Annotated in this window: 27 protein-coding genes and 1 tRNA gene; 15 read left to right on the top strand and 13 right to left on the bottom strand. The window is 62.2% G+C overall.

What is annotated here, in order from left to right; genetic code table 11:
* Positions 1-9 precede the first annotated feature (9 nt).
* The 4 genes from C7I87_RS14795 (at position 10) to C7I87_RS14780 (ending at position 3126) form a co-directional block, all read left to right on the top strand.
* Positions 10-528, top strand: a complete 519-nt coding sequence (locus C7I87_RS14795; RefSeq protein ID WP_246696276.1) for a sigma-70 family RNA polymerase sigma factor — start codon at positions 10-12, stop codon at positions 526-528.
* Positions 525-1298, top strand: a complete 774-nt coding sequence (locus C7I87_RS14790) for an anti-sigma factor family protein (RefSeq protein WP_149904900.1) — start codon at positions 525-527, stop codon at positions 1296-1298. The genes C7I87_RS14795 and C7I87_RS14790 overlap by 4 nt, the downstream gene beginning before the upstream one ends.
* Positions 1299-1321: 23 nt before the next feature.
* Complete coding sequence (locus C7I87_RS14785) at positions 1322-2038, top strand: Bax inhibitor-1/YccA family protein (RefSeq protein ID WP_149904899.1); 717 nt, start codon at positions 1322-1324, stop codon at positions 2036-2038.
* Between the two features lie 203 nt (positions 2039-2241).
* Positions 2242-3126: an aldose 1-epimerase family protein gene (locus C7I87_RS14780; RefSeq protein WP_149904898.1), complete on the top strand. Its 885-nt coding sequence runs from the start codon at positions 2242-2244 to the stop codon at positions 3124-3126.
* A 48-nt stretch (positions 3127-3174) separates the two neighbouring features.
* On the opposite strand, the gene C7I87_RS14775 is transcribed toward C7I87_RS14780, so the two are convergent.
* From C7I87_RS14775 to C7I87_RS14735, 9 genes are all read right to left on the bottom strand, one after another.
* Entirely contained in the window at positions 3175-4086 is a 912-nt protein-coding gene (locus tag C7I87_RS14775) for an agmatinase (protein WP_149904897.1), read from the bottom strand.
* Positions 4087-4185: 99 nt separating this feature from the next.
* Positions 4186-4716 (bottom strand): dihydrofolate reductase family protein, encoded by a 531-nt coding sequence (locus C7I87_RS14770; protein WP_149904896.1) that lies wholly within the window; start codon positions 4714-4716, stop codon positions 4186-4188.
* 285 nt (positions 4717-5001) lie between these two features.
* Positions 5002-5823 (bottom strand): MBL fold metallo-hydrolase, encoded by an 822-nt coding sequence (locus C7I87_RS14765; RefSeq protein WP_149904895.1) that lies wholly within the window; start codon positions 5821-5823, stop codon positions 5002-5004.
* Complete coding sequence (locus tag C7I87_RS14760) at positions 5816-6616, bottom strand: TatD family hydrolase (RefSeq protein ID WP_149904894.1); 801 nt, start codon at positions 6614-6616, stop codon at positions 5816-5818. The genes C7I87_RS14765 and C7I87_RS14760 overlap by 8 nt, the downstream gene beginning before the upstream one ends.
* The gene (gene metG / locus C7I87_RS14755; protein WP_149904893.1) at positions 6616-8169 is read right to left on the bottom strand and encodes a methionine--tRNA ligase; all 1554 of its coding nucleotides are present in this window, start codon (positions 8167-8169) and stop codon (positions 6616-6618) included. The genes C7I87_RS14760 and metG overlap by 1 nt, the downstream gene beginning before the upstream one ends.
* Before the next feature lie 140 nt (positions 8170-8309).
* Positions 8310-9365: a DNA polymerase III subunit delta' gene (locus C7I87_RS14750; protein ID WP_149904892.1), complete on the bottom strand. Its 1056-nt coding sequence runs from the start codon at positions 9363-9365 to the stop codon at positions 8310-8312.
* Positions 9362-10036, bottom strand: a complete 675-nt coding sequence (tmk, locus tag C7I87_RS14745) for a dTMP kinase (RefSeq protein ID WP_149904891.1) — start codon at positions 10034-10036, stop codon at positions 9362-9364. The genes C7I87_RS14750 and tmk overlap by 4 nt, the downstream gene beginning before the upstream one ends.
* Positions 10037-10116: 80 nt before the next feature.
* Positions 10117-11280 carry a D-alanyl-D-alanine carboxypeptidase family protein gene (locus C7I87_RS14740; protein WP_149904890.1) on the bottom strand — a complete coding sequence of 388 codons (1164 nt, stop codon included), beginning with the start codon at positions 11278-11280 and terminating at the stop codon, positions 10117-10119.
* A 90-nt stretch (positions 11281-11370) separates the two neighbouring features.
* On the bottom strand, positions 11371-12594 hold the full coding sequence (locus C7I87_RS14735; protein ID WP_149904889.1) for a septal ring lytic transglycosylase RlpA family protein: 1224 nt from the start codon (positions 12592-12594) through the stop codon (positions 11371-11373).
* 1077 nt (positions 12595-13671) lie between these two features.
* On the opposite strand from C7I87_RS14735, the gene C7I87_RS14725 reads away from it, so the two are divergent.
* The 4 genes from C7I87_RS14725 (at position 13672) to C7I87_RS14705 (ending at position 15377) form a co-directional block, all read left to right on the top strand.
* A complete protein-coding gene (locus C7I87_RS14725; RefSeq protein ID WP_149904887.1) occupies positions 13672-14157 on the top strand; it encodes a hypothetical protein in 486 nt (161 codons plus the stop codon).
* A gap of 573 nt (positions 14158-14730) precedes the next feature.
* Positions 14731-14976 carry a tyrosine-type recombinase/integrase gene (locus tag C7I87_RS14715; RefSeq protein ID WP_246696275.1) on the top strand — a complete coding sequence of 82 codons (246 nt, stop codon included), beginning with the start codon at positions 14731-14733 and terminating at the stop codon, positions 14974-14976.
* On the top strand, positions 14973-15221 hold the full coding sequence (locus C7I87_RS14710; protein ID WP_149904886.1) for a hypothetical protein: 249 nt from the start codon (positions 14973-14975) through the stop codon (positions 15219-15221). The genes C7I87_RS14715 and C7I87_RS14710 overlap by 4 nt, the downstream gene beginning before the upstream one ends.
* Positions 15222-15287: 66 nt before the next feature.
* Positions 15288-15377 (top strand) — tRNA-Ser (locus tag C7I87_RS14705).
* A 23-nt stretch (positions 15378-15400) separates the two neighbouring features.
* On the opposite strand, the gene C7I87_RS14700 is transcribed toward C7I87_RS14705, so the two are convergent.
* Positions 15401-15853 (bottom strand): SDR family oxidoreductase, encoded by a 453-nt coding sequence (locus C7I87_RS14700; protein ID WP_281409058.1) that lies wholly within the window; start codon positions 15851-15853, stop codon positions 15401-15403.
* Positions 15799-16194 carry an SDR family NAD(P)-dependent oxidoreductase gene (locus tag C7I87_RS36470; RefSeq protein ID WP_281409057.1) on the bottom strand — a complete coding sequence of 132 codons (396 nt, stop codon included), beginning with the start codon at positions 16192-16194 and terminating at the stop codon, positions 15799-15801. The genes C7I87_RS14700 and C7I87_RS36470 overlap by 55 nt, the downstream gene beginning before the upstream one ends.
* 55 nt (positions 16195-16249) lie before the next feature.
* Here C7I87_RS36470 and C7I87_RS14695 point away from each other — a divergent pair, with 55 nt between their 5' ends.
* Complete coding sequence (locus tag C7I87_RS14695; protein ID WP_149904885.1) at positions 16250-17179, top strand: LysR family transcriptional regulator; 930 nt, start codon at positions 16250-16252, stop codon at positions 17177-17179.
* A 54-nt stretch (positions 17180-17233) separates the two neighbouring features.
* On the opposite strand, the gene C7I87_RS14690 is transcribed toward C7I87_RS14695, so the two are convergent.
* Positions 17234-17467, bottom strand: coding sequence for a hypothetical protein (locus C7I87_RS14690; protein WP_149904884.1), 234 nt, complete (start codon positions 17465-17467; stop codon positions 17234-17236).
* 330 nt (positions 17468-17797) lie between these two features.
* Between C7I87_RS14690 and C7I87_RS14685 the strand changes: the two genes are divergently transcribed.
* The 6 genes from C7I87_RS14685 (at position 17798) to rimO (ending at position 23172) form a co-directional block, all read left to right on the top strand.
* Positions 17798-18664 carry a sterol desaturase family protein gene (locus tag C7I87_RS14685; RefSeq protein WP_149904883.1) on the top strand — a complete coding sequence of 289 codons (867 nt, stop codon included), beginning with the start codon at positions 17798-17800 and terminating at the stop codon, positions 18662-18664.
* 98 nt (positions 18665-18762) lie between these two features.
* A complete protein-coding gene (locus tag C7I87_RS14680) occupies positions 18763-19569 on the top strand; it encodes an alpha/beta fold hydrolase (RefSeq protein ID WP_149904882.1) in 807 nt (268 codons plus the stop codon).
* Positions 19570-19667: 98 nt separating this feature from the next.
* A complete protein-coding gene (locus C7I87_RS14675) occupies positions 19668-20366 on the top strand; it encodes a DUF2161 domain-containing phosphodiesterase (RefSeq protein ID WP_149904881.1) in 699 nt (232 codons plus the stop codon).
* Between the two features lie 55 nt (positions 20367-20421).
* Complete coding sequence (locus tag C7I87_RS14670; protein WP_188393842.1) at positions 20422-20829, top strand: DUF930 domain-containing protein; 408 nt, start codon at positions 20422-20424, stop codon at positions 20827-20829.
* Positions 20830-21014: 185 nt separating this feature from the next.
* Entirely contained in the window at positions 21015-21701 is a 687-nt protein-coding gene (locus C7I87_RS14665; protein ID WP_149904879.1) for a TerC family protein, read from the top strand.
* 157 nt (positions 21702-21858) lie between these two features.
* Positions 21859-23172 (top strand): 30S ribosomal protein S12 methylthiotransferase RimO, encoded by a 1314-nt coding sequence (gene rimO / locus C7I87_RS14660; RefSeq protein WP_149904878.1) that lies wholly within the window; start codon positions 21859-21861, stop codon positions 23170-23172.
* Positions 23173-23249: 77 nt separating this feature from the next.
* Here rimO and C7I87_RS14655 read toward each other — a convergent pair whose 3' ends face one another.
* The gene (locus C7I87_RS14655; protein WP_149904877.1) at positions 23250-24317 is read right to left on the bottom strand and encodes a BMP family ABC transporter substrate-binding protein; all 1068 of its coding nucleotides are present in this window, start codon (positions 24315-24317) and stop codon (positions 23250-23252) included.
* Between the last annotated feature and the right edge of the window lie 7 nt (positions 24318-24324).

Genomic DNA, 24324 nt, shown 5'->3' with positions numbered 1-24324 from the left:
AAACCGTCGATGCCACGCTTTGACATCATAGGACAGCTCGGATCGCTGCGGCGCTACGCGCGCTCGTTGACGCGCGACGGCGTCGAGGCCGAGGATCTCGTGCATGACGCGCTGGTGCGCGCCTATGAGCGGCGCGGCACCTTCCGCTCGGGCGGAAATCTGCGGGCATGGCTGCTGTCGATCGTCCACAACACCTTCATCGACCGCATGCGCTCGCGCCGCTCGGAAGCGGCACGTCTCGAACAGGCCGGATATCTGGCCGACGGCAGCACGCCGGCGCCGCAGGAACATTCCGTGCGCCTGGCGCAGGTGCGCGAAGCCTTTTTCAGCCTGCCGGAAGAGCAGCGCTCGGCGCTGCATCTGGTCGCGATCGAGGGGCTCTCCTACCAGCAGGCGGCAAATGCCAGCGGCGTGCCGCTGGGCACGCTGATGTCGCGTATCGGCAGGGCGCGCGCGGCCTTGCGCCAGATGGAAGAGGCGCCCGCCCGCGGCAAAAATCATCTCAGGATCGTGGGAGGCGACTCATGACCGCTCTTGTCGACCCCGTCACGGACGCCGATCTCGACGCCTACGTCGACGACCAGCTTGATGTCACCCGCCGCATCGAGGTCGAAGCTTTCCTGTCCGCGCGTCCGGAGGCGGCCGCGCGCGTGATGTCGGATCTGCGCACCCGCGACGAACTGCGCGTGGCGCTGGCCGGCTCCGAGGGCATGGCGCGCCCCGCGACGGCCGATGCCGCGCGGCGGCTGGAGAGGGGACTTGGCCGGGGCCGCATCTTCGGCGTGCTGCAACGCGCGGCGGCGGTCGCTGCTTTCGTTGCCGCCGGCTGGCTGGCCAACGGCATCGTCGGGCCGATGTCGGTGACAAAGGTCGTCGCTTCGCCGCAGCCGCCCGCCTATGTCGACGAGGCGGTACAGGCGCACAGGACGACGCTGCTGCGCGAGAACATGCCCTCGCAAACCGAGGCGCCCAATTACAATGCCGGAGAGATCCGCGCCGCCACCGCCATCGTCGTGCCGTCGCTGCCGAAGGACTGGAAAGTCCGCGACGTGCAGATCTATCCGTCGCGCTTCGGCCCGAGTGTCGAGATCGCGGTCGAAACGAAGGAGATGGGCCTGGTGTCGCTGTTCGCGATCCGGCCGGGCACTTTCGATGTGGTCAAACCGACCATTGCCCCGTCCGGCGATATCTCCTCGGCCTATTTCCAGATCGGCGATGTCGCCTACGCGGTTGTCGCGAAGGGCGAGGTTCATGACCTCGACCGCGCCGCCGAAACGCTCGCCAGAACGCTCTACTGACCGATCCACAAAGGAGACCGCGAATGAATACGCCCAATCTTGGATACCGCATGGGCACGGGCGCCCGGACCGGGGCCGTCTACGACGAGGGCCTGCGCCAGCACCTGCTGCGCGTCTACAATTATATGGGCCTCGGCCTGGTGGTAACCGGCCTTGTCGCCTTGCTGGTGTCGTCGACGCCCGCTCTCTATGTGCCGATCTTTTCCAGCCCGCTGAAATGGGTGGTGATGCTGGCGCCGCTCGCCTTCGTGCTGCTGTTCTCGTTCAAGATGCAAACCATGTCGGCGGCAAGCGCGCAGGCAATGTTCTGGGCCTTCTGTGCCGTCATGGGCCTGTCGCTGGCCTCGGTGTTCCTGGTCTTCACCGGCACCAGCATCGCGCGCACCTTCTTCATCGCAGCTACCATGTTCGGTGCCACCAGCCTCTATGGCTACACGACCAGGCGCGACCTGACCCAGTTCTCGTCCTTCCTGATCATGGGCCTGATCGGCGTGGTGATCGCCAGCATCGTCAACATCTTCCTCGGCTCGACCGCGCTCCAGTTCGCCATCTCGGTGATCGGCATCGCCGTGTTCATCGGCCTGACCGCCTGGGACACGCAGACGATCAAGGAGCAGTATGCGGAGAATTTCGATGCGGAGTCGCGCCAGAAGCTCGCCGTCTTCGGTGCGTTCTCGCTCTATCTGAACTTCATCAACATCTTCCAGTTGCTGCTGAATTTCACCGGCGAGCGGGAATAGTTCGAACCGCAGCAGACAACAGCTGGCAATCTTGCCGTGGCCGGAGGGAAACCTCCGGCCACTTGTTTCATTTGAGACGCGCCTGGGCGCGGCGCCATAGACGTTCATCGCGACTGTGCGAAATGCAAATGCGTCCGCCGCCTTGAGTTCGAGCCTGGCCATTTGCTAGCCTGCCGGCCACGCCAGACGAACCGCGAGGACATATGGAACAGGACAGCCTGACGCTTCTTGGCGACGGCATATCGGCGACCATCGCCGGGCAAGGCGCCGAACTGATTTCGCTGCGGGATGCGCAAGGATTTGAGTTCCTGTGGCAGGCCGGACCAGCCTGGCGGCGTCATTCACCGGTGCTTTTCCCGATCGTCGGCCGGCTGAAGGGCGACCAACTGCGCCATCGCGGTCAGACCTATCCGATGACGCAGCACGGCTTCGCCCGCGACAAGCCGTTTATGTGGGCGGAGAGGGGGCCTCGATCCTGCACGCTGGTGCTCACCGATGACGCGGAAACCCGAATGCACTACCCGTTCGCATTCCGCCTGGCCGTGACCTATACGCTGGGCGAGGGGCAACTCGACATAGGATTAGAGATCACCAACACCGGCGACGAGCCGTTGCCGGCCTCGATCGGGGCGCATCCGGCGTTCAACTGGCCGCTGCTGCCTGGTCTGGCCAAGGACGCCTATCGCCTCACCTTTGCCGAAGCAGAGCCAGCGCCGATCCGCCGGCTGAAGGATGGCCTGCTCACCGCGACGCCGCAGCCAACGCCGGTCAAAGGCAATATCCTCGAGCTCTCCGAACGGCTGTTCGACGAAGACGCCGTGATCCTGGACCGGCCAGCCAGCAACAGCGTTCGCTACGGCGCCGAGACTGGTCCGGCGATCGAGGTCTCATGGCAGGGATTTCAGGAACTGGGCATCTGGTCCAAACCCGGCGGCGCACCGTTCCTGTGCATCGAGCCTTGGCGCGGCATTGCCAGCCCGCTGGAGTTCGACAGAGAGTTCACCGACAAGCCGGGCGTGATGCTGATCGCGCCGGGCGCGAAGCGTTCGCTGAGTTACCGGATCAGGCTGGAGCAGGAGCCCCGTTAAAGGTTCCTGCAGGCTGGACCGAGGCCGTATTCGACCTCAGGTCGGGTTTCAAACCTTCCGGACCACGGCGCCGATCACATTGACGAGGAGGCGGGCGGCGGTGAGCGCCGACAGGCCGTCAATGTCGGCTGGCGGATAGAGCTCCACGAGATCGAATCCGGCGATCCTCGCCCGCTTGCCCAAGCCTGCGATGAGATCGATGACCTGCGTGTAGGTGAGGCCGCCGGGCGTACGTGCGGCCACGCCAGGCATCATGCCTGGGTCGAGACTGTCGCAGTCGAGGGTGACGACGACCCGCGCTCCCTCCGGGATGTGCCTGAGCGCCGCTTCGGCACCTCGGGCGTGGACCTCGCGGGCGGTGACGAAATAGCTGCCATAGTGCCGCGCCGCTTCGATTTCCGTTAGGCGTGCGCTGCCGACGCTGCGCAGTCCAACCTGCACCATGCCGGCGACATGCGCCATCTCGCTCGCCCGGCGCATCGGGCTGGAGTAGCCGTAGCGTTCGCCATGCACTTCGTCACGCCAGTCGATATGGGCGTCGATCTGCAGGATCCAGACAGGTCCGTGATCCGCGAAGCCGGCGAGGAAGGGACTTACCACGGAATCGTCGCCGCCGAGCAGGATGGGCACTGCGGGCAATGACAGGACCTCGCGCGTCTTCGCCTCGATCCGGGCGCGGTTGCCGGCATTGTCATGCATGATGGTCAGGATGTCTCCAGCGTCGACGCAGGAGACCGGCTTGTCGTCGAAAAGCGGGCCGCCGAGATCGAAATCCCAGTGCTCGACCAGTGGCGCATCGTCATGGCTCGCGGCGCGGATGGCATTGGCGGCCAAGGCATGACCGCTGCTATCCTTGCCGGGATAGGTGCTGCCGTGACCAGCTCCGAAGATTACCGCGCGGAGACCCGCGTCATCGGGGAGACGGTCGGGCAAGCCGAGAAAGGAAGATCGAGTGGTCATTTCTGATGGCCTTGAGTTCAGCCGAAGCGTGATAAGCAGACTGGCGATACAAAGAAAGTTCCTGCCGCGTCGGTGCGAGCCGTCAAGCGAGCCATGTGATCAGGCAGGAACGTATGTCAACCTGATCACGTCCTTGCCGATCCGGTCGCTGGCCACCAGGCGGAGCGGTGGCCGGGGACCGGCGAAGAACGGCTTGCCGCGACCAAGCACGACAGGATGGAAGTAGAGGCGATACTCATCGATAAAACCAAGGTCGGTCAGGCTTCGCGCGAGGTCTGGTCCGGAAACCGAAATCTCGCCTGTCAGTTCATCTTTCAGCCTGCGTATCGCGGCCTCAGTGTCACCCTCGACAAGCGTCGCGTTAGGGCCGACCGACTTCAGCGAGCGCGATACAACCCATTTCGGTTGCCGCCGCCATGCCGCCGCGAACTCGCGTAAATCCGGCGTCCACTCCGAATGGTCTTCATCCCAATAGCGCATGACCTCGTACATGCCGCGACCGTACACGCTGCCTGTCAGGCCGCTTACGTGCTCGATCCAGTGACGGAAGAGCGTGGCATCGGGCCCAAATGCCTGGTGGTCGACATAGCCATCCAGGGACAGGTTCATTCCGAAGACGAGCTTCGCCATGCTGCAAAATCTCCATCCCAGGTCTTTCAGAATACCTTAAGCCGCCAGAACTGTAAGTGAGGTTGGGGCACAAATTGCCACCGCATTGACCACCCCCGCGACCCACGGTAGAAAGTCGCATAAGATAGATTATGGAACTGACGTATGAGCCACAACCCTGGAAGTGCCGCGGTTTCGGCCATTGGCGGCGAACATCGTGAACGGTAGCACACCGCCACTTCACGACTTTGAACTCACGGTCGAACATTCGAGCGGCGACTTGAAAAGCCGGCTGAGCAGCTGTCTCTATCGTTCTGACTCGTATGGGATTTCTATCACCATGCCATCATAGGCTGGTTCGACATTGTCGGGCGTTTCAGCCATCACGGCGGCGTAATCGAGCGGCACGTGCATGTGCGTCAGCACGGCTTTTCCGGGCGAAAGCAACCCGATCCAATCCAGCGCCTGGCCAAGCGAAAGATGGCTTGGATGCGTGTTGTACTGCAGCGCATCGATGACCAGCATTTCGAGACCTCGCAGCCGTTCGGCGGTGGCCTTGGGAAAGTCGCTGATATCGGGACAGTAGGCGAGCCCGCCGATGCGGAAACCCAGCGAAATGATGTCGCCATGGATCTGTGGCAGCGGCTCGAAGGTGAGGGCACCCCCCTCTCCTTCGATCACGATCGGCCTGGCATGGTCGATGATGTGGGCGTCGACGATTGGCGGATAGGAGCTGCCTGGCGGCGTCTGGAAGCAATAGCCGAACGCCTCGCGCAACCGCTGCATGGTCGGCTCGTCGGCATGGATGTCGATGCGATGCCGTTGTTCCAGCACATAGCCGCGCAGATCGTCGATGCCGTGGATGTGGTCGGCATGCGGATGAGTGTAGATCACGCCATCGATGCGCCTGACTGAAGCCATCAGCATCTGCTCGCGGAAATCCGGCCCGGTGTCGATGACGACGGTGGTGCGGCCGCCATTGGCGGCAATACGCTCGACAAGCGCGGCCGTGCGCATGCGCCGGTTCCTGGGATTTGCGGGGTCGCAATTGCCCCAGTCGCCGGTGATGCGCGGCGTGCCTGGCGACGACCCGCAGCCGAGAATGGTCAGGCGCAGCCGGTCACTCATTGAGCGCCCGCTGGTCCGGGCGTGGCATTTTTCCAAACAACCGAAAGAAATTGTCGGTCGTCACCGCTGCGATTTCAGCCTCGGTGACACCGATTATCTCGGCCAGTACCTTGGCGGTCTGCGCGACATAGGCCGGCTCGTTGCGCTTGCCGCGAAACGGCACCGGCGCCAAGTATGGCGCGTCGGTTTCGACGAGCAGCCGGTCGTGCGGCACATCGGCGGCGATGGCGCGCAATTCGACCGAGTTCTTGAAAGTCAGGATGCCCGAGAACGACACATAGCCGCCTAACGACACGCCGACCTCGGCGAGCCGCCGTCCCGACGAAAAACAATGCAGGATGAACGGGAAGGCGCCCTTCCCGGTCTCGTCCTCGAGAATGGCGGCCATATCCTCGTCGGCATCGCGCGAATGGATGACGAGAGGCAGCCCGGTCTCGCGAGCGGCGGCGATATGGGCGCGAAAACCCTGCGCCTGCGCCTCGCGGGGCGCCTTGTCGTAGAAATAATCGAGCCCCGCTTCACCGATCGCCACCACCTTTGGATGAGCGGACAGGCGGACAAGGTCGGCGGCGGTGACGTCGAGTTCCTCGGCGGCATTGTGCGGATGGGTGCCGACCGAGCAATAGACTTCGTCGAAAGTCTCTGCGATCTCAAGGATTTGCTGAAACCGCTTCACGCGCGTGGAGATCGTCACCATGCGGCCGATACCGGCCGCCTTGGCGCGGGCGACGATGGCCGCCCGCTCCTCGGCAAAGTCCGGAAAGTCCAGATGACAATGGCTGTCGACGAGCATCAGGCGTTCGCGTCCGTCTGTTCGACATAGCGCGGAAACACGCCCTCTGGCGCAGGCAGCGATGTGCCGGACACAAGCGCATGGTCGGCGTGGACATGCACGAAATCGCGATTGTCCGCCGGCACCGCCAGGAGGTCGAGCAGCTTGCCGGCCGAGCCCGGAATGAAGGGCTGGCATAGAACCGCCACGCGCCGGACCAATTCGGCCGTCGTCCACAGCACCGTTTCCATGCGCTCCGGATTGGTTTTCTTGAGCGCCCAGGGCTCCTGCCCGGCGAAATACCGGTCGGCTTCCGCAACCACGCCGAAGATCGCCGCCAGTGCCAGATGGATGCCCTGTTCGGCCATTGCCTTGCGCGCGGTGGCGAGTGCGTCGACCGCCTGATCCAGGATCACCTTGTCTGCTTCTGCCAGATCGCCGCGCTTCGGCACCACGCCGCCGCAGTTCTTGGCGATCATCGACAGCGAGCGCTGCGCCAGATTGCCGAGACCATTGGCCAGATCCGCGTTGGTGCGGTTGACGATCGCTTCATGGCTGTAGCTGCCGTCCTGCCCGAACGGCACTTCGCGCAGGAAGAAGTACCGCACCTGGTCGAGGCCGTAATGCTCGATCATGGTGAATGGGTCGATGACGTTGCCGACCGATTTCGACATCTTCTCGCCGCGGTTGAACAGGAAGCCGTGGCCGAAGACGCGCCTCGGCAGCGGGATGCCGGCCGACATCAGGAAGGCCGGCCAATAAACCGCGTGGAAGCGCACGATGTCCTTGCCGATGATGTGCGCATCGGCTGGCCAAAACCGCCAGTTGTCAGCTTTTTCATCGGGATAGCCGACGCCGGTGATGTAATTCGTTAGCGCATCGACCCACACATACATCACGTGTTTGTCGTCACCTGGCACCGGCACGCCCCAGTCGAAGGTGGTGCGCGAGATCGACAGGTCCTTCAGGCCCGACTTGACGAAGCTCATCACCTCGTTGCGGCGCTCGGCCGGGCCGATGAAGTCGGGCTGGTCTTCATAAAGCGCAATGAGCTTGTCCTGGTAGGCCGACAGCCGGAAGAAATAGCTCTCCTCCTCGACCCATTCGACCGGCGTTCCCTGCGGCCCGTAGCGGACATTGTCGGGACGGACTTCGGTCTCCTCCTCGCCGTAATAGGCTTCGTCGCGCACCGAGTACCAGCCGGCATAGCCGCCCTTGTAGACGTCGCCATTGGCGGCCATCGCCTTCCAGATCGCCTGCGAAGCCGCGTAATGCCGCTCCTCCGTGGTCCGGATGAAATCGTCGTTGGAGGCGTTGAGCGCGATTGCCATGCACTTGAACTCGGCCGAGTTGCGGTCAGCCAGTTCGCGCGCCGAAATGCCTTCCTTCTTCGCCGTCTGCAGCATCTTGATGCCGTGCTCGTCGGTGCCGGTGAGGAAGAAGACCTGCTTGCCGTCGAGCCGCTGGAAGCGGGCAAGCGCGTCCGTGGCGATCAGCTCGTAAGCATGGCCGATATGCGGCTTGCCGTTCGGATAGGAAATCGCGGTCGTGATGTAGAATGTGTCGCGTGACATGAATGAACCGTCATGAATGTCTGAATGGGAGCCGTGGCGGTGGATATCGCATCGGAATGGCGATTGCCATCCCGAGACCAATGCATGCCGCCCAAAAGTGCCCCGGTTTTGGGGCAACGGGCATGCACCAAAAATGGCCGTCACATTCGCATTGCAGAATTCAAGCGGTCGATCATGGTCAGGGCGTGCTGCTTCTTGTCGAGATTGTAGGTGTCCGTCTCAGATATAGCGTCCAAGGCCTCGTGCCAAGTATCGGAGAGCGTTTTGGCCCGCTTGAGATCGCCAGCCCTCGCCGCCTGGCTTGCCGCGTCCGACAGAAGGTCCAGCGCGCGACGATTGAAGATCTCAAACTGGATCGCCTGGTCTTTGCTCGCGACGGCCTCGGCCAGGCGGTAGGCACCGGCAATATCGCTCTTTCCCCTCGCCACCAGGCCATCGAGCGTCTGCGCGATCTCCAGCCCGCCATACTGCGTCAACAGGATCGCGCTGCGCGCGCTTCCCCCTGCCCGCTCGACCAGTGCGGCTCGCGCGGCCGGATCGTCCGGCGGCGGCGGCTCCGCGGTCTCCAGCACCGCCATCAGTTCGCTGGCGTCGAGCGGCGTCAGCCGCACCACCTGGCAGCGCGAGCGGATCGTCGGCAGCAGACTGCCCGGCGCATGGACGATGAGAATGAACAGGGTCCGTGCAGGCGGTTCCTCGAGATTCTTCAGCAAGGCATTGGCCGCATTGGCATTCATGTCGTCGGCCGGATCGACGATCACCACCCGGTAGCTGCCGTCGTGCGAAGTCAGCGACAGGAAGCGGCTGACCTTGCGGATTTCGTCGACGGTGACGACGGTCTTGAAGCTCTTGGTCTTGTCGTTCAAGGGGCGGGTCAGGTGCAGCACGCCGGGATGCGCGCCGGTGGCGATCTGGCGAAACAGCGGCGAGGCCGGATCGGGAACCGCAAGGTTACCGGGCGCCTGGTCGAAGGCCGGATACTTCAAAAGGTGGTGGGCAAGATGGAAGGCGAGCGTCGCCTTGCCGATCCCGACCGGCCCGGCGAAGATCAGTGCATGCGGAAGTTTTCCCGCGCGATAGGCGGCGGCCAGCATGGCGGCGGCCTGCCCGTGCCCGACCAGGCGCGGCGTTTCAGCGGGTTCCGGCACGCCGTCCAGCGTATCATGCTGTTCCGGCGCGATGCGTTCGAAGATCATACCGGTGCGACCTGCCTGTTGCGCGCGGACGCCCTTGCCTCCAGTGCCGCGAACACGGCCGCCGTGACGACATCCTCCACCGTGTCCGGATCGGCCGATGCATCGACGACGATGCAGCGTTCCGGCTCTGCCGCCGCGATCTCCAGGAACGCTTCGCGGCGGGCTTGGTGGATGGCCAGCGTCTCCTTTTCGAAGCGGTCGGCGGCGGCATCGCTGCCGCGCCGCAATGATGCGCGCTTCAAACCCTCCGCCGGGTCGATATCGAAGATCAGCGTCAGGTCGGGCATCATGCCGTTGATGGCGACCTGCTCCAGCATGGCCATGAATGCCGGATCGATCCCGCCCGTGACGCCCTGATAGACACGCGAGGAATCCAGGAAGCGGTCACAAAGCACGATGGAGCCGCGCTCGACCGCCGGACGGATGACCTGCTCGACATGGTCGGAACGCGCGGCAGCGAAGAGCAGCGCTTCCATCTTCGGCCCGAACGGTTCGGCGGCGCCCGAAAGCAGCACATGCCGGACTGCTTCGGCGCCCGGCGAGCCGCCCGGTTCACGCGTGCGCAGGACATCATACTTCTTGGCGCGCATCTTCGTGGCCAGTCGCTCGATCTGTGTCGACTTGCCTGCGCCTTCGCCGCCTTCGAAGGTGATGAAAAATCCGCGCGTCAACCGAGGGCCTTTATCCGTGTTTGAGTGGATTGTTGCGCTCTAGATAGTCCGCGTTCGGGAAAACGTCCATGCCGTCGGTGCTATCGAAGCCAGCCGATCGCCAGTTCCTTGACGGCATCGAGCGCGCGTTGCGGCAACGTGCCGACGCCGATCGACTCGGCGGCGAACAACGGTGTCTCCTGGCTCAGCGTATCGCCGATCCAGACGCGCAGCGCACCCACCGGTTGCCCCTCCTCCACCGGGGCTGCGACCGGACCGGTATAGATGATCCTGGCCGTCAGCTTGTCGCGGTTGGTGATCGGCAGGAAGATGTCGATCGGACCTTTTGCCTTCAGTGTCACGCCGGATTTCGCACCGCCAAACACCTGGGCCTCTCCGACCACCTCGTCCTTGGCGAAAATCTCGGTCTTCTCGAACGATCGAACGCCCCAATCGAGCAGTTTGCGCGCCTCTTCGGCACGCTCCTTGTCATTGGCCAGCCCGCTCATTGCCGCGATCACCCGCGTGCCGTCGTGGCTGACCGAAGCGACGATGCCGAAGCCGGATGTCTCGCTGGCGCCGACCGCCAGGCCGTCGGCGCCGATGTCCATCGCCAGCAGCGGGTTGCGGTTCCTCTGCGAGATCTTGTTCCAGGTGAAATCCTTCAAGCCATAGTAACGATAGAAATCCGGGTATTCGCGCCACAGATGCAGGGCGAGCTGCGCCAATTCGCGCACGGTTGTCTGCTGGCCATCCGCCGGCAGTCCGGTGGAATTGACGAAAGTCGATGTCTTGAGCCCGATCTGGCGCGCCCGTTCGGTCATCTCTCCGGCAAAATTGTCCTCGGACCCGGCCATGCCTTCGGCGATGACGATGCAGCCGTCATTCGCGGCCTGCACGGTCACCCCCTGGATCAGGTCCTCGAGCCGGATCGCCGATTTGAGCTTGGCGAACATCGTCGAGGTTCCCGACGGCGCGCCGCCCTTGCGCCAGGCGTTCTCGCTGACCACGAACGTATCGTCGAGTTTGAGGCGCCCGGACTTGAGGGCGTTGAAAACCACTTCCATCGTCATCAGCTTGGCCAGCGAGGCCGGCGGAATGGGTTTGTCGGCATCTTTCGAAAACAGCACCGTGCCGGTGTCGGCATCGATCATGAAGGCCTGTGCGGCCTTGGTCTCGAAAAGCTGCGCGTGGGCCGGCGAAAGCGTAAGCAGGAGGCCGAGGAGAAAAAACCCGGCGAAAGGCTGTAGCAAGCGAAACTGCATGAAATTCGACCCGTTGGCCGGCCCCTCCGGCGTGCCGAAACTATCGGGCTTTTTCGCTGAGGGATCAACTGCCGGGCGGACAGCCGGCTCTCAGTCGCGCACGACCAGCGCGTCGGGTGCGCCGTGCGACCATGCCGCCTTCAGCAACTCGTCTAGGCCGCCATGGCCGTCCGGATAGAGGTTGACCGCATACCAGTCGTTGCCGTCGAGATCGGAACGCTGGATGTCTATTCTGCCGAAGGGCTTTAGTGCCGAGGCCACACGTTTGGCTTCGGTGGCATCGTCGAACGTGCCGGCGGCGACATAGTCGGAACTGGAAGGCGCCGCTTGGCGGCTGGTCCTTTTCCACGACCGCAGGATGTCGGCGGGCGACAAGCCGCTGTCGTCCAGAGCGGCAAAGACATCCGCGCGATGGACGCGTTCATCCGCATAGGACAGCGAGGCCATGGCGAACGGCGATTGCGGCGGCAGGCCGATCTCCGGCCGTTCCGGCACGAGCGGCCCGAAATCGGGCAGCACCAGATCGCCGAACGCGGGTGATTGCGCCGACATCTGTCCCTGGACCTGGGTCGCGGCATCGGTCAGCTGACCTGGAAACGGCACTGCGGCGGCACCCACCGGAAGGCTCGGCGACGGGCCGTTCATGGCCACCATGACGCCGGTCGGCAGCCCATCCGATGGGTCCGGTATCCGGTTGCCTGGATGGTAGGAGGCCATCAGGTATTGGTCGTCATTGCCGTCCAGCGGCGCGCGGCCGACATATTCGACCTTCACCTTTGCGGTGCCGACCTTGTCGTAGTCCAGCATCTGCGCGGCTCGCTCCGAGACATCGATGATGCGGCCCTCATGGTACGGGCCGCGATCGTTGACGCGCACGATGACCGAACTGCCGGTTTCGAGGTTGGTGACGCGGGCATAGCTGGGCAGCGGCATGGTCGGATGCGCCGCCGTCAGATGCGCCGTGTCGTAGACCTCGCCATTGGCGGTCAGCCGGCCATGGAAGGCGTCGCCATACCACGAGGCCAGACCCACCTTGGCGTACTTCTTGTCTTCCTTGGGATAATACCACTTGCCACGCACCTGATAGGGCTTGCCAAGCTGGTCGCGGCCGCCGCCGCGCCGCATGAAGGCGGCGCGCGGACTGGCCTTCACGCCATACTCGGTCTCGGCGAAATATTCCTTGGAACGGGTCTTCTTGTGGACCATGCCTTTCGGCTCGGGCTGGGAAGCGCAAGCGGCAAGCAATGCAGCCGATGCTGCCAGCAACGCAACTGTGGCAACGCGACGAAGACGCGGGTGCGTCACAGCCTGCATTCTTGATTGCCCCCTAAAGTCTCAACCAAAGACGTCGTATCCGACCATCAGAGGAGCCAAAGCACTCACTCGCAATGCCAACGACGCCTCGAACCCCGATCCTTTGTGCGCAGGAATTGTTTATCACGGTATTAATCGATTGTGGCCGGAACCGGGCAAGATTGTGGCGCTGCTTGTCCTTCGCCTGGCACATAGAGCAGTGCAGTCACCGGAGGGATGGCCCAGCGGTTTAAGGCACCGGTCTTGAAACGTGGTGAAAGCCATCCCGCGCTGTCATCTGCGGTCCCGAATAGCCCGGTTTTCCCCGCTTTTTCTCTGCCGCTCGCAAGCCTTCATCCTACCTCGTCCCTACCCTTCCCTGCCTGTCCGGTGCCAAGTTCGGTGCCAATGCCAATCCTCTCCCGATCGAATCGGCCATAATCCGGGAAGCAGGTGAAGAACACTGGCCGCTGGTCCATGCCCGCTTGCTTGCATTGATCGCACCGGAACACCTTTCACCAGGTCGTTATGCATGGCGCCGTGGTCGAGCCCCAGGCGGGCGCCTAGCGCCTCCAGGTCGAGCTGGGTGAATGATTGCACATGGGTTGGCCGCACGTGACGTAGAACGTCTCACGGCTGCGAATGGCGTTGGCGATGGTCTTGGACATGGTGCGGCCCAGGAAGGAAGAAATCGCCGCGCCGGGAATATGTTCCTATCGATGAATGATTGGCAAGCGCCTTACCTGACGGAACCGGGTGGCCATCAACAACGTTCTCTCGCATGCTCAAGAAAATCGCCTTTGCCGCAGTGCTGCTTCAAGTCGCCGCCTTCTCGGCCCTCCTGACGCAAACATTCCTCCTCGGATCCACGGCCACACAAGCCGCCAGTGTGCAAGGCGAGCCCGTTGCGGCAGTTACAGACGCAGAATGCGCCAAGGCGACTTGGCCCGATATCCCCATTCGATGCCTGGACCGGGTCCAACCGAGATTGCAATAGAAGGCCCCGGAAGCCGAAACCGCCGGGCCAATTGCGGTGCCAACTCTTTCCTGCAAATATTAGCAGTTCCGAATGGACGCACCCATGTGCGGGGAAGAAAAATGGACTTGGAACAATTCATCTCAGAGACCCTGGGACAGATACTCTCCGGCGTTGCTAAAGCGCAGGACACTGAGATCGGCGAGAACGTCAATGCGTCATTCCGTGGCGATCCTGGCAGCAATCTGTCCATGCTTCCTGAGTTCGGGTTCGTCCGCGTCGACTTCGATGTCGCCGTGACGGCCGAATCTTCGGCCGACGGCAAGGAGTTCATCAGGGTCTGGGGGACTGGAGCGGAAGGTGGCATGGACAGCCGGTCCCAGGCCGTAAGCAGGGTCGTATTCGCAGTGCCACTGCGCCTTCCGGACGGTGACCAATCGGCCCGACTGGCTGCAGCCAGATCGGATGCGGCAAGGGCGCAGCGACTTCGCCAGGACTATAAGCAGCATAACAAAGAGACCAGCAGGTGGCGGGATGAGGCCACCGGGTCGGCCGGCGCGACCGGCAGTCAACTTCTGAGGAATTTCTTCTCCCGTAGTGACCGCTAAGATGCCGCCACCGGGAGGCAGCGGCCATATTCAACACGGTGTTGAATTTCAGTTGAAGTCGGGCTGTTCCCGCTCGTCGTCGAGTTCTCGATCGTCCATGCCCTCGCCGGTCTGGTAGCCTAGTCGGGTCAGCGCGCGCCGGTTATGCCAACCCGTCGGCTACGCTGAACATTTATGCACACCTTCTGCCAGGACAGCAGGAAGGCGCCGCAGCGGTGGTTGACGCGGCCCTCAATGCCGCACTACAGGAATGAACAGCGAACCGGTCGGGAACGCCTTCGGTGCCAATTCGGTGCCAACTGCTCAAAAACGACCGGTCGCTAATGTCCTAAGTGGTTGGAAAACCATAGCGGAGGGATGGCCGAGCGTTTTAAGGCACCGGTCTTGAAATTCGCTTATTGGCGTATTGATCCGTCCTGCGCCATCCGGCCATGTACCGGAAAATCAATCGGATAGGCGAAGCTCTGCACTATTGCTCCCGTTTCGTACCGGATGCTGCTACCGAGTTCGGTAGCAAAATGGTAGCAAGATGTTCATCGGACATTCTGCTCCTTACATCTGAGTGTTGACGCGTTGCCTCGCATCATCGGCAAGACAACCCTGCCCCGCATCGGCTTCCACGATCTTCGGCATACCTACGCTCCACAGATGCTTGCCGGCGTTCATCCGAAGGTCGCCAGCGAGCGCCTTGGGCATTCGACGATCGGGATCACGCTGGACCTTTATTCGCATGTGATGCCAGGAATGCATGCTGATGCTGCGGAAGAGGTTGATGCTGCTATCCGAGCGGCAAATTCCAAAGGGGGAGGAAACGCGTGATCGGTAGCTTGTTGATCATCGCTCTATGGCTGGCGCCTTCCGCCTATGTCACCTACCATAAGGGCTTGAAGTCATCATTTCTGTTCATCCCAATCTCGCTGTTCGTGGGGATCGTTGCCTTTTTCGGCTCGGCCTTCATCGCTCAACAATTAGGAGCAACCGGAGTTGTCATACCCCTATGCATGTTGCTAGGAGGGGTCGCAGCAAACGCAGTCCATGTGTGGATCGAAATGGGCATTCGGTAGCAAATGGTAGCAGCGGCCCGCATGGCCGAGCACAGAACGCCAGAAAAGCTAACGAAATCAAGGCCCGGAGGGATGGCCGAGCGGTTTAAGGCACCGGTCTTGAAAACCGGCGTGGGCGCAAGTTCACCGTGGGTTCGAATCCCACTCCCTCCGCCAATCCCCTGCTCGTGAACGTCATATCACCAGGGGACGGTGCGGCCGAGATAGTCGACATACGTCAACCCCGGGGTTCCCTGTCTGGCAAGCAGAACGTTGACAAGGCTCGGCACGCTCTCCTCGATGCTCAGCCGTCCTTCCGGCCCTCCCAATTCCGTACGGACCCAGCCGGGCGCCATCAGCACCATGGCACGCGACGTTGCGGCATGACGGGCCGCGAAGCTTCGCATGAACATGTTCAGCGCCGCTTTGCTGCCGCGGTAGACCTCGCGTTGACCTGTCTCGTTGTTGGAGATGCTGCCCTGCCCGGACGACATCACGCCGATCAGGCCGGTCGCCGGGACGCATTGCTCCAGGCTCTCGAGGACGCGCATCGGGCTGAGCGCATTTGTGACCATCACGCGCACGAACTCGTCGGTCGTCACATCGGCGATCGTTTCAGTCGGGTTGTTGCTAACGCCGGCATTGACGAACATATGTCGAATACCCGGCCCGACAGCCGGTCGCGCAAGGCCGCGACCTGATCGGGCTCGCAGATGTCGACCGTCTCGATTTCGAGCCGGCCTTCGAACTCGTCCGTGAGGTCGTGCAGTTTGGTCCGGCCGCTGCCTTTCCGAATCGTGCCGACGACGTTCCAGCCTTTCCTGAGAAACTCGGCCGCCATTGCGTGGCCGAGGCCGCGCGATGCGCCGACGATGAGGACAGTACCTGACGGGGTGTTCAAGACGTTTGTGGACATTGGGCAATCTCCTTCGTTGTCTGGGGTGACCGCAAATATGGGCAACCGGAAGCCGTGCGCCAGACGCGCCAAATTCAAAGTATGGTTGCATCTGACGCTATGTCTGCCAAAACAGCTGGGATAAGGTTGTGCCATGGACAATGTGGACCTGAACCTTCTCGTAGCGCTGGACGTCTTGCTTGCCGAAGGCAGCGTGACGGGGGCGGCCCGCCGACTCGGCCTGAGCACCTCGGCGATGAGCCGGACGCTCACGCGACTTCGCGCAGCCACCGGCGACCCGCTGCTCGTCCGGGCCGGACGCGGGCTTGTGCCCACGCCGCACGCCGCGGAATTGCACGATCGTGTCCATGAGCTCACCCGGGATGTGCGATCGGTTCTGCGGCCGCAAAACATGCGCTTGAACTTAGCGACGCTGGAATTGACGTTCACCATTCGCGCCAGCGAAGCGTTCCTGGAATTCCTGTCCGGCCCGGTCGTGGTTGCAGTTACCCGTGCGGCGCCTCGTGTCCGCCTGCGCTTCGCACCCAAGCCCGACAAGGATGCGCGCCCGCTCCGGGAAGGTCTCATCGATCTGGAGATCGGTTTGCTTGGCACATCCGCGCCCGAGATACGCACCCAGTTCCTGTTCCACGACAAATATGCCGGTGTGATCCGGGCCGGACATCCGCTTCTGACGGGCGCGGGCGTCACGCCCCAACGCTATGCCGCTTGCAAGCATGTCGTGGCGTCACGGGAAGGAAATGTCGTCGAGCCGATCGATGGCGCCTTGGGCAAGCTTGGCCTTGGGCGCACCGTCGCGGTTGTCGTGCCCGGCTATCCCGATGCAATGCGGATTGTTCGCCAGTCGGATCTGGTCGCGACCGTGCCGCGCTCATGTTTCGGCAACGACGGCGCAAGCGACCATGCCGTCACGACGGGTCTTGAGTGCTTCGAGCTCCCGCTTCCCATTCCGGAGTTCAAGATATCGGCGATGTGGCATCCCCGCATGGACGCCGACCCGGCCCATCGCTGGCTGCGCGATACCGTGATGTCAGTCTGCCGGGCGGCTTATCCGCGGCGATGAAGGCGTGATTGCGCAGCAATGGCAAGCTCGCCCAACGCCAAGGCGCCGACTTGCTCAGTCCGACTGCTGTGTGCGCTCCGCAATGGCAAATGCCTGCAGGTTCTTGGCCTTGCCGATGTCCTGATCCGCGTTTGCGATGATCGAGAAGAAGGCTGCCCTCGCAATATCCTTCTTGGAGGCGTTGGGGTGCGCTTTCCGGGCGGCTTTGACAAGCTGCTTGGGAGACATGTCGGGCGTGACGATCCTCATGAGGGTGTCGCCGATCGCACTCATTTCACTTGCGTCCATGATGCGTCCCCGTGCTGGCCGTAGTGCCACAATAGCAAGGACAACCCGCGACCGACAATATGGTTCTCGAAATGAAAAACCCCACCGGCAGGGACCGGAGGGGTTATTCCTGGGAGGACGCGCGTTGCGCTGCGTTCGACAAGCGCGCACTGGCACAACTAGCGCCAGATCGCGACACGAATGTGACACCGCCGGGTGCGTTCGTCGGATGATAGCCGGGAACATGACACGAGCGGCCGGCGTCAAGCCTTTGGAAAGGAGAAATGTGGTTCTGTTCGGAAGCTGAAGCGCGGGTGGCGCTGGCCAAAGGCAAGGCGATAAGCAGGTCGAATGGATATTTTTGGCATAAAGGGGCTGTTGATCTGCACGCTGATCTTCATTCCGTTCGAGCATCTGTTTGCCGAGCGACCGCAGAAGATCCTGCGCAAGGGCCTGGGTGTCGACCTGATCTATGTGCTGTTCAACGGCCTCGTCGTAAAGGCCGTAATAATCCTGCTCGCGGCCAACACGCTCGAAGCCGCTGCAATGCTGGTCCCGCAATCTGTAACGCGCGCGGTCGGCGGCCAGCCCATCTGGCTGCAGGTCGCCGAGATCATCCTGATTACCGACATAGGCGTCTACTGGGCACACCGTGCGTTTCACGAAATCCCCGCGCTTTGGAAATTCCATGCAGTCCATCACGGCATCGAGGAACTGGACTGGCTCGGTGCATTCCACTCTCATCCCGTCGACGCCATAGTCACCAAGGCAATTTCGCTGACACCGATCTTTTTTCTCGGATTCTCCGAAGCCTCGATCGCCGTCTTTTCCGTCATCTACTTCTGGCACACGCTGCTTGTTCATTCGAACTTGCGGATTCCGTTCGGCCCCTTGAAGTGGCTCATCGCCAGCCCGCAGTTCCATCGCTGGCACCATGCCAACCAGCGCGAAGCCTACGACAAGAACTTCGCCGGACAGTTGCCCTTCCTCGACGTGGTGTTCGGCACCTACAATGCGACTGGCAACAAAGCGCCCGAGAAATATGGCGTCGATGATCCAGTCCCCTCCAGCTACTTCGGACAGGTCGGCTATCCGCTGCTGCGTCGCAGGAAACGATCGAATCGGGCAGTGCCGGAGGGCGAAGCCCTCCACGAAAATCGGCCGGTGCGAACCAGCCAGGATCAGGCGGCGACAGGTGCGGTCAATATCGGCCGTTAGGCAACACAATCTCCTCTGTCGTGTCCCCTCGTGGGTTGGTATCGGCGTGCCCCAGCAATAACGTAGGCCTGGACGTTTGCCACGAGGCTGTTTTCGGCATGGATTATCGCGACGACGATCTCACAAAATTCGAAGCGCATGGTGCTGCTCCTTTGCCGGCCGCGGCGGACGAAGGCCAAGTGGAGCACGAGGGTGCAAAAATCTGGTACGCCGCGTTTGGGACGGGCTTTCCCGTGATCTTGTTGCATGGCGGCCTTGGCCATAGCGGCAATTGGGGATTTCAGGTCCCGACATTGGTCGGGCACGGCTATCAGGTCGTCACTATCGACAGCGGGGGCCATGGACGCAGCACCCGCGACGAACGGTCATACAAATACGAACTGGTGGCCTCTGATGTCCTTGCGGTGATGGATCGCCTGCAATTGGACAAGGTTACCGCGGTAGGTTGGAGCGATGGCGCGTGTGTTGCCCTGATCCTTGGCATGAAGGCTGCCGATCGCATCGCGGGTGTGTTCTTCTTCGGCTGCAATATGGATCCCAGCGGCACGAAGGAATTCCAGGCCAGTCCGGTCATCGAGCGGTGTTTCAGCCGGCACAAAAAGGATTATGCCGAGCTGTCGGCCACGCCAGGCCAATTCGATGCATTTGTCAAAGCTGTCAGCCTGATGATGAAGAGCGAACCCAATTATGGCGCCGCCGAGCTGGGAGAGATCCGCGTGCCCGTGGCGGTCGTCCAAAGCGAGCACGACGAGTTTATCAAGGACGAGCACGCCATCTATCTGGCCCGCAGCATACCGGCATCGGAATTGGTCATGCTTCCCGACGTCAGTCATTTCGCGCCCTTGCAGCGTCCCGACCGGTTCAACCGCGTGCTGTTGGCTTTCCTCAAAAGAATTCATTCTTGAGCCATGCCGCACCGCTTCCGGAATCCCCGCTCTCGGCGGGGCAGACGACGCCATTCGCCTGCGAGGCTTTTCATATCGAATCGGCTAGACCATGCGGCATGAACGAGACCTCACTCTATGCGCCGGTGAAGCGTTTCCTCGAAAACCTCGACTTCGTCGTGAAAGGGGAAATCGGCGGCTGCGATATCGTCGCGCTGCGCGAGGGAGAGCCGCCGATCGTCGTCATCTGCGAGCTGAAGCTGCAGTTCAATCTAGAACTGGTTCTGCAGGGCGTCGACCGTGCGGCTGCTTGCGATGAGGTGTGGCTGGCGGCGCGCATGTCGGCGCGGGGCAAGGGACGCGAAAGCGATGCCAGGTTCCGCAACCTTTGCCGTCGGCTCGGCTTCGGCCTGATTGGCGTAACCGCCAATGATCGGGTCGAAGTGCTTCTCAGTCCGATCGCCATGGCGCTGCGAAAGAATGCGCGACGGCGTTCTCGCCTTGTCGACGAGCACCAGCGCCGCCGCGGCGATCCTGTCGCCGGCGGCGGATCGCGCAATCCGATCATGACCGCCTATCGGCAGAGCGCCCTCATTTGCGCCGCCGCGCTTGCGGACGGCCCCAAACGGCCGCGCGATCTGAAAGCCTTGACGTCGATCGCGCCGAAGATTCTGCAGCACAATGTCTACGGCTGGTTTGCAAGGGTCGAGCGCGGCCTTTACGATCTCACGGATGCCGGCCGCGCCTCGCTGGTTCGTTGGCCGCAGGTCCCGCACGATGAAGCCCGACACGAGATTTTGATTGCGCCGAGCCTCTGAATACTGGGTTTGCCGAGCATGGAACGGCCCTGTTGGTTGATTTCTCAGACAAAACATGCTGCTTGTCCCGCCCATGAAGACACTCTGCATGATGGCCATTGCGTCCCTGACGCTGGCTTTTCCGGCCAGTGCGATGGACAACGCTTTGCGCGCCGGGCTGATGAAACTTGATCCGCAGACCCGCCTCGAGCAGCGTTGCGATGCCGAAATCCTGGACCGGATCACCCACGATGATCGCAAGTTCAAGGCCGACCGCGTCGTCGCATACGCCTTCGCGACGCCTCAGATGAGCGCCGACGCCATCCGGAGCCCCGGCGCGGCGTTCCGCAGCAAGGGACAGTGGTACCGGCTGAAATTCAAATGCCAGACAGGCCCGGACCATATGCAAGTTCTCCAGCTCCGCTATCGGATCGGAGATGAGATTCCGGAAGCCGATTGGGCGAAGTACAATCTCTACGATTAGTTTCTCGCGGGCTTGCGCCGGCATTGGCTTGCCGCCGGCGTTTGCTGAGAATCTCCTGTAATTCCACGGCAACGAAAAATGGTTTTCCAGCGTTGTCCGGCGCTGCGACTTGACGCCAACGGACCATGCCTTTAGGCCCGTTCGGACGATCGCCGACGAACACTCGACGAAGGGCTTCCAGGTCGATGGAAATATTCACCACCGCGGGCTTTTCGGCTCTCCTCCAGGTCATCGCCATCGACCTTGCGCTCGCGGGCGACAATGCCATCGTCATCGGCCTCGCCGCGGCCGGCCTGCCCGCCAGCCAGCGCCAGCGAGCCATTCTTGTCGGCATTGCGGCTGCCACCGTTCTTCGCATTTTCTTCGCCCTGATCACGCAATGGCTGCTGACCATTGGTCCAATGCTGCTTATCGGCGGCGGCCTGCTTTTGCTGTGGGTCTGCTGGAAGATGTGGCGCGAATTGCGGGTCAGCCATGATGACGAGCGCGACGCCACCGAAGCGCTGTCGAACGGCGATTTCGACAAGGATGGCGTTATCGCCGGCAAGGGGCCAAGCAAGACCTTCTCACAGGCCGCCTGGCAGATTGTCATTGCCGACGTGTCGATGTCGCTCGACAATGTCCTTGCCGTGGCGGGCGCGGCCATGAACCATCCGACGGTGCTGATTGTCGGACTGGCGCTGTCGATCGCGTTGATGGGCTTTGCCGCGTCGTTCGTCGCGCGCCTGCTGCACAAATACCGCTGGATTGCCTATATCGGCCTGGTGATCATCCTCTATGTCGCGGTCAAGATGCTGGTTGACGGCGCCGTGCAGCAATTCCCCGATCATTTTGCCTTCCTATCACCATGGTTCGGGTCAGGCGGGCACTGACGCACAGGCCGGGGGCGCAGGGCCCCGTTTGCCTGATTGAGGAAGCCGTGCTATTGCGCCGCCCGAATTGAGCTCCTGCCAGGAGCCATGCAAACCGTTATATGTTGAGACTGCGGGCCGGACGGTGTTCCGGTTCGCGTCCATTGGAAAATCGCCCATGTCCGCCCCGCGCGTCAGCTTCGTCAGTCTCGGATGTCCCAAAGCCCTTGTCGATTCCGAACGCATCATCACGCGCCTGCGGGCCGAGGGCTACGAGATCGCCCGCAAGCATGACGGTGCCGATCTCGTTGTCGTCAACACCTGTGGTTTCCTTGATTCCGCCCGCGATGAGTCGCTCAACGCCATCGGCTCCGCGCTTTCGGAAAACGGCAGGGTCATCGTCACCGGCTGCCTGGGCGCCGAGCCGGACGTGATCCGCGAGAAGCATCCAAACGTGCTGGCGATCACCGGGCCGCAGGCCTATGAGAGCGTGATGGCTGCCGTCCATGAGGCAGCCCCTCCCTCGCACGATCCCTACATCGACCTCCTGCCGCCGCAGGGCGTCAAGCTGACGCCGCGCCACTATGCCTATCTGAAGATTTCGGAAGGATGCAACAACCGTTGCACCTTCTGCATCATCCCGGCACTTCGCGGCGATCTCGTCTCGCGGCCGGCGGCCGATGTGCTGCGCGAAGCCGAGAAACTGGCCAAGGCCGGCGTCAAGGAACTCCTCGTCATCTCGCAGGACACCAGCGCCTACGGCATCGACATCAAATACCAGACGTCCATGTTCGGCGACCGCGAAGTACGCGCGAAATTCCTCGATCTCTCGGAGGAGCTGGGCAAACTCGGCATCTGGGTGCGCATGCATTATGTCTACCCCTACCCGCATGTCGCCGACGTCATCCCGCTGATGGCCGAGGGAAAAATCCTCCCCTATCTGGATATTCCCTTCCAGCACGCCTCGCCGCAGGTGCTGAAGAACATGCGCCGGCCCGCGCATGGCGAAAAGACGCTCGAGCGCATTCGCGGCTGGCGCGACGTGTGCCCGGATCTCGCCATCCGCTCGACCTTCATCGTTGGCTTCCCCGGCGAAACGGAAAACGATTTCGAGATGCTGCTCGATTGGCTGGATGAAGCGAAGATCGATCGCGCCGGCTGCTTCAAATACGAGCCGGTCAGGGGCGCCCGCTCCAATGACCTTGGCCTCGAGCAGGTGCCTAAGGAGATCAAGGAAGCGCGCTGGCACCGCTTCATGCAGCGCCAACAGAAGATCTCGGCGGCGCAGTTGGCCCGGAAGGTCGGCAAGCGCCTGCCGGTGCTGATCGACGAAGCGCACGGCATGTCGGCAAAAGGCCGCACCAAATACGATGCGCCGGAGATCGATGGTTCGGTCCACATCCAGTCGCGCCGCCCGATGCGCGCCGGCGACATCGTCACCGTCAAGATCGAGCGCGCCGACGCCTATGATCTCTACGGTTCGGCCGTCTGAGCCTTCCGTCAGTTTCTCCAGGCAATGAAAAGGGCGCTTCGCGGCGCCCTTTTCCTATTTGGAATATGACGTGCTGCTTATTGAGGCAGCTTGTCGTCGACGCCCTTGACGTAGAAATTCATGCCGAGCAGCGTGCCGTCATCGGCGACCTCGCCGTCCTTGAGCCACGCCGAGCCGTCCTGCTTGGCGATCGGTCCGGTGAAGGGGTTCCAGCCGCCAGCGATCTTCTTTTCGGTCGCTTCGGCCATCGCCTTCACGTCGTCAGGCATGTTGGTGTAGGGCGCGAGCTTGACCGCGCCGTCCTTGATGCCGAGCCAGACATTGTCCGGCTTCCAGGTGCCATCGATGGCTGCCTGCACGCGGCTGATGTAGTACGGACCCCATTCGTCGGTCAGCGAGGTCAGCTGCGCGTGCGGCGCGAACTTGATCATGTCGGACGACTGGCCGAAACCGTGTAGCTTGCGCTCTTCGGCCACCTGCAGGGCAGCGGTCGAGTCGGTGTGCTGGACGATGATGTCGGCGCCCTGGTCGAACAGCGCCTTGGCGGCGTCGGCTTCCTTGCCCGGATCGAACCACGAGTTCACCCAGACGATCTTGGCCTTGAAGTTCGGATTGATCGATTGCGCGCCGAGCATGAAGGAGTTGATGCCCATCACCACTTCCGGGATCGGGAAGGAGACGATGTAGCCGGCGACGCCGGACTTCGATTCCTTGGCGGCGATCTGGCCGAGCACATAGCGGCCTTCATAGAAGCGCGCATTGTAGATGCCGAGATTGTCCCCGGTCTTGTAACCGGTGGCGTGCTCGAACATCACCTTTGGAAACTTCTTGGCGACCTTCACTTCGGCGTCCATGAAACCGAACGAGGTGCCGAAGATGAGCTTGCAGCCTTCGCGCGCCAGGCGCTCGAAAGCACGGTCGGCGTCGGGGCCTTCGGAGACGTTCTCCAGATAGGCGGTTTCGACCTTGTCGCCGAGCGCCTTCTCGACTTCGAGGCGGCCTTGGTCGTGCTGGTAGGAATAGCCGAAATCGCCGATCGGGCCGGTATAAACCCAGCAGGCCTTCAACTTGTCGGCGGCCTCTGCGGACGCAGCCAGCGACAAAGTCGCTGTCGTCGTCATCAGGGCGATAAGCAGTTTTTTCATTGTGTTA

It is taken from the genome of Mesorhizobium sp. SARCC-RB16n, from assembly GCF_008520305.1.
In the GTDB taxonomy this organism is placed as follows: domain Bacteria; phylum Pseudomonadota; class Alphaproteobacteria; order Rhizobiales; family Rhizobiaceae; genus Mesorhizobium.
Note: the sequence above shows the minus strand (reverse complement) of the source record. Positions and strands in the feature narration are given on the sequence as shown.